The sequence below is a fragment of the Salinicola sp. V024 genome, from assembly GCF_052645315.1.
The window spans coordinates 1-4549 of record NZ_JBQXYB010000031.1 but is presented as its reverse complement, the minus strand read 5'-3'; the positions used below and the strand labels follow the sequence as shown (position 1 = coordinate 4549).

Here is a 4549-nt window from a genome sequence, read left to right as displayed (position 1 = left end):
GGGTATCCGGATTATCTGGTTGAAGGTGCCTGCCAGCCCCTCCAAGTGCTTAGTCCCGCCAGAAGGTTGATAGATCGACGCCGAAGTTCTTCTCGGGCTCAGGCAGATCCATGCTGTAGGTCATGGTGGCTCTGCCCAGGAATGGGGATTCCTTAGTCTGCGGAGATTTCTTCTTGTGCTTGGTGGTATACAGCATCCGCGCTCTCATCACCTCGAATGAGTAGCCACGGCCATCACGGTTCTTGTCCTTGGCCAGGCGATTAATCGACTCCGTAAAGGCGTTGGTGATCGGGGTGTCGGTCTCAAAGTAGGTCAGCATCTCTTCTCGCCAGCCACTGACGGCGCTGACGAGATCCTTCCAAACCTCCTTCTGGCCCTGCGGGATGTCGTCAATCCAGCGTGCCAGCGCCTTCTCGGCATCACGCCGGGTGGTGATGTCCCAGATGTGGTAGAACCGCTCCTTGTGCTCGTAGGCCGCAAGGAGCTGGGGGAAAGCCCCTGTCCATGTCTCCATGATGAGCCGCTCGCGGTCTGAAACGTCGTGAGCACGCTTCAGCAGGATCTTCCTATCACCCTTGAGCGTTCGCCGCTGGTTTGCCTTCAGGTCCTTCCTGAGTCCCTTGCGGACCCTCTCCATAGCATCGTTGGCCATGCGCACCACATGGAACTTATCGACTACGATACGGGCCTGTGGTAGCACCGTCTGGACGGCTCGCCGGTAGGGCTTCCACATGTCCATGCTGACGATCTCCACTTGGTGGCGGTCGGTCATATTCATTAGCCGCCTTGTCACCGCATCCTGCTGGCGACCGGGCAGCAGATCCAGCAGGGTGCGCTCTTCCAGGTTGGTCAGGATGCAGCGGTAACGGCGGTTCAGGTAAAGCTCATCGATGCCCAGGCAGCGAGGTGTTTCGAAGCGGTGCCAGGCGGCTAGGAACTCGGCCTTCGTCTTGAAGATCTCGCGGACGGTCTTTTCGTCGAGGCCCGTGGTATCGGCGATGTAGGCGTAAGGATGGTTGAAAGCTTCCTTCTCGACGTGGTGGTACAACCTTCGTGTCATTCGGTGGTCGTCATCCATTTCCGGTAGCCCGGGCCGGAACGTCTTCCCGCACGCCCGGCAGTTATAGCGACGACGAACCACCCAGAGGGTGACCCGCTTCCCATGAATGGGCAGGTCACGATAAGCGACATCTCGCTTGCCGAATCTGACAAGCTCACTCTCTACGCCGCATTTTTCACAGGCCACAGGGACCGGCGCTTCAACCTGAAAATGGAGATCATGCTCTTCCATCTTGGTGCCTAGGACGTGGTACTCGGGAAGGTGAAGGATGTTGTCGGGCAAGCTGATCATGCAAACTTTCCTTGTCGAAATGGTCCATAGATGATCGCGACTCTTTGACAGAGGTGTTTTCTACGAACTGAAGGTGAGTTACTCCCTTGAGTCTTCTGCTTCTCTGAGCCCTTCATGCAATGACGCAATTAGCGGGCAAGTGATATTGCCTTGTTGTGCATGGCATCGGTCGACCATTTCGCTCAGCACCTTCTCAATTCTTTCAAGCCTGTCGATCTTCTCGCGGACGTCCCCTAACTTGTGCTCTGCCAGAGCGCTGGCTTCTTGACAGTGGGTGCCATCTTCCAGCCGAAGTAAGTCGCTGATCTCATCCAGACTAAAGCCCAGCTGCTGCGCCGTTTTCACGAACGTCAACCTGTCGATATCGGCGGCACTATAGCGTCGAATGCCTCCGGGAGGTCGTTCGGGCTCCGATAGTAGCCCTCGCCGCTGGTAATAGCGGATTGTCTCTACATTGACACTGGCCGCCTTGGCCAGGCCGCCAATGGTCATGGTGTCCGCCACTTTATCTTCGTGTCTCTTCATGATGCTTGACTCCGTACCAAGCTACGGAAGTAACCTTATCGTAGCTACCCCCATCCTGAAAGGAGAATCGTCAATGCGGACATCTAAAACGGGTCGAGGGCCCCTGGCCGCCGGAGGGGTCGCGGCCCTCCTGGCCTCGGCGTGTTGCCTCGGCCCGCTGGTTCTGATCACGCTGGGCGTTTCTGGCGCCTGGATCAGCAACCTGACAACGCTGGAGCCCTATCGCCCGTTCTTTATCGGCGTCGCGCTGGTGGCGATGTTCTTCGCTTGGCGTCGTGTCTTTCGACCAGTGGAAAAGTGCCAGCCGGGAGAAGTGTGTGCCGTGCCACGGGTTAGGACGGGCTACAAGGCGATCTTCTGGCTCGTATCGCTGCTGGTGCTGATCGCTCTGGTGTTCCCCTACGTCTTGCCCCTGTTCTATTGAAAGGAGATCTACCATGAAAGCTCGTTTCGCCTTAATCGCGCTACTCGTCCTGTTCAGCACGCCCGCCTTAGCGGCCCTGCAGACTGCGACGCTATCGGTCCCTGGCATGACCTGTTCGGCCTGCCCGATCACCGTCAAGGCCGCTCTCAACCGGGTGGAGGGTGTGACCTCTGTGGATGTTCGTTATGAAGAACGCGATGCGACGGTCACCTTCGACGATGCGAAAACGACCGTTGAGGCATTGACTCAAGCCACGACCAACGCCGGCTATCCGTCCACGCTAAAACAATCTCAGGAGAAACAGGAGTAACCATGGCAAACCCCAAAACTCTGTTGCGGGTGAGCGTCATCGGCACGGTGCTGGTCGCCCTGTGCTGCTTTACCCCAATACTGGTGGTTTTGCTGGGAACCTTAGGCCTGGCAGCCCTCACCGGCTATCTCGACTACGTGCTTTTGCCCGCACTGGTCTTTTTCATTGGCCTGACCTGCTATGCCGTCTGGCGTAAAAAGAAACACGACGCCTGCTGCGATAGCGCTTCAACCAAGGAGTAACGTTTATGAGTGACAACAACCTGCACATTGCGGTGATTGGCAGCGGTGGCAGTGCCATGGCTGCGGCCCTGAAAGCGACGGAGCGCGGTGCCCGGGTAACGCTGATTGAGCGCGGCACCATCGGCGGAACCTGCGTCAACATTGGTTGCGTACCGTCCAAAATCATGATCCGGGCGGCGCATATCGCCCATCTTCGCCGGGAAAGCCCGTTTGACGACGGTCTGAGCGCCCAGGCACCGATGGTGAATCGTTCAGCCCTCCTGGCTCAGCAACAAGCCCGGGTGGAAGAGCTGCGCGAGTCCAAGTACCAGAGTATTCTCAATGACAATGCCGCGATTACCGTCCTCAAGGGCGAGGCGCGGTTCGTGGACGAACGCACTCTGACGGTTACGTTCAACGACGGCGGCGAGCAGACAGTGAGCTTTGAGCGGGCCTTTATAGGCACCGGCGCAAGACCCGCAGAACCGCCTGTTCCGGGGCTGTCCGAGACTCCCTATCTCACGTCCACCAGTGCGCTGGAGCTGGATCACATTCCCGAGCGCCTAGTTGTGATCGGTGCCTCGGTGGTGGCCATCGAGTTGGCCCAGGCCTTTGCCCGCCTTGGCAGTCGGGTCACCATTCTAGCCCGCAGCCGGGTGCTGTCGCAGGAAGACCCGGCGGTGGGTGAAGCCGTGGAAGCGGCCTTCCGTCGCGAGGGCATCGAGGTGCTCAAGCAGACCCAGGCAAGTGAGATTACCCACGACGGCCAGGTGTTCACCCTCCAAACCAACGCCGGCACCTTGGAGGCGGAGCAACTGCTGGTGGCCAGTGGCCGCACACCCAATACCGAGAACCTGAACCTGGAGGCCGTCGGCGTGGCTACCGAGCGCGGCGCGATCCGGATCGACAACCACCTGCAAACGACCGCGTCCGGCATCTATGCAGCAGGGGACTGCACCGATCAGCCCCAGTTCGTCTACGTGGCTGCCGCCGGTGGCAGCCGGGCAGCCATCAACATGACCGGCGGTGACGCCAGCCTCGACCTCAGCACCATGCCCGAGGTGATCTTTACCGATCCACAAGTGGCCACCGTCGGTCTGTCCGAGACAGAGGCCCAGGCTCAGGGATACGACACCGACAGCCGCACCCTGACCCTCGATAACGTGCCCCGGGCCCTGGTTAACTTCGATATCGGGGGCTTCATCAAGATGGTCGCTGAGCGTGACAGCGGACGATTGCTGGGTGTCCAGTCCGTCGCGGGCGAAGCTGGTGAGCTGATCCAGACCGCCGTCATGGCGCTGCGTGCGCGCATGACCGTGAACGACATTGCCGATGAGCTATTCCCGTACCTGACCATGGTGGAGGGACTCAAGCTCTGTGCCCAAACCTTCACCAAGGACGTCAAGCAGCTGTCTTGCTGTGCTGGGTGAACGATATGAGCGTAACCATGGTGACGCCCCAAGGCGGCACCATGGGTGTTGAGCATAGACACCACAGAGAGTCCTGGCATGATGAACACGACACTACCCGATTGCGGGATGATGGGGGCGATGGGCTGGATAATGCCAGTGATAGGAACTGCCCTACTATTGCTGCTGGTCCTGGGCATCGCCTGTTTGGTGAAGTATCTACTCTTTAGCAAGTGAGCGTACTGAGCGAGCCATCAACCAGCTAATCCGTTGTGGATTGATCTTGTCGGCAACCTTTCTACCTCGCAT

The 4549-nt window shown here is 58.8% G+C and carries 6 protein-coding genes; 4 read left to right on the top strand and 2 right to left on the bottom strand.

What is annotated here, in order from left to right; genetic code table 11:
• Nucleotides 1-49: 49 nt before the first annotated feature.
• Together ACUN9V_RS19815 and merR are read right to left on the bottom strand one after the other, a co-directional pair.
• Nucleotides 50-1351, bottom strand: a complete 1302-nt coding sequence (locus ACUN9V_RS19815) for an ISL3 family transposase (RefSeq protein ID WP_063255307.1) — start codon at nucleotides 1349-1351, stop codon at nucleotides 50-52.
• Nucleotides 1352-1429: 78 nt separating this feature from the next.
• On the bottom strand, nucleotides 1430-1876 hold the full coding sequence (gene merR / locus ACUN9V_RS19810) for an Hg(II)-responsive transcriptional regulator (protein ID WP_063255304.1): 447 nt from the start codon (nucleotides 1874-1876) through the stop codon (nucleotides 1430-1432).
• A 73-nt stretch (nucleotides 1877-1949) separates the two neighbouring features.
• Here merR and merT point away from each other — a divergent pair, with 73 nt between their 5' ends.
• The 4 genes from merT to merA are packed head-to-tail and all read left to right on the top strand — an operon-like array spanning nucleotide 1950 to nucleotide 4261.
• Nucleotides 1950-2300, top strand: coding sequence for a mercuric ion transporter MerT (merT, locus tag ACUN9V_RS19805; protein ID WP_063255302.1), 351 nt, complete (start codon nucleotides 1950-1952; stop codon nucleotides 2298-2300).
• Between the two features lie 13 nt (nucleotides 2301-2313).
• The gene (gene merP, locus ACUN9V_RS19800) at nucleotides 2314-2610 is read left to right on the top strand and encodes a mercury resistance system periplasmic binding protein MerP (protein WP_063255299.1); all 297 of its coding nucleotides are present in this window, start codon (nucleotides 2314-2316) and stop codon (nucleotides 2608-2610) included.
• Between the two features lie 2 nt (nucleotides 2611-2612).
• Complete coding sequence (gene merF / locus ACUN9V_RS19795) at nucleotides 2613-2852, top strand: mercury resistance system transport protein MerF (protein WP_063255297.1); 240 nt, start codon at nucleotides 2613-2615, stop codon at nucleotides 2850-2852.
• Nucleotides 2853-2857: 5 nt separating this feature from the next.
• Entirely contained in the window at nucleotides 2858-4261 is a 1404-nt protein-coding gene (gene merA / locus ACUN9V_RS19790) for a mercury(II) reductase (RefSeq protein ID WP_063255295.1), read from the top strand.
• Nucleotides 4262-4549 lie beyond the last annotated feature (288 nt).

Excerpts from the sequence above, each read along its gene's own strand:
- ACUN9V_RS19815 (WP_063255307.1), bottom strand. The coding sequence starts at position 1,351 with ATGATCAGCTTGCCCGACAACATCCTTCACCTTCCCGAGTACCACGTC.
- merR (WP_063255304.1), bottom strand. The coding sequence starts at position 1,876 with ATGAAGAGACACGAAGATAAAGTGGCGGACACCATGACCATTGGCGGC.
- merT (WP_063255302.1), top strand. The coding sequence starts at position 1,950 with ATGCGGACATCTAAAACGGGTCGAGGGCCCCTGGCCGCCGGAGGGGTC.
- merP (WP_063255299.1), top strand. The coding sequence starts at position 2,314 with ATGAAAGCTCGTTTCGCCTTAATCGCGCTACTCGTCCTGTTCAGCACG.
- merF (WP_063255297.1), top strand. The coding sequence starts at position 2,613 with ATGGCAAACCCCAAAACTCTGTTGCGGGTGAGCGTCATCGGCACGGTG.
- merA (WP_063255295.1), top strand. The coding sequence starts at position 2,858 with ATGAGTGACAACAACCTGCACATTGCGGTGATTGGCAGCGGTGGCAGT.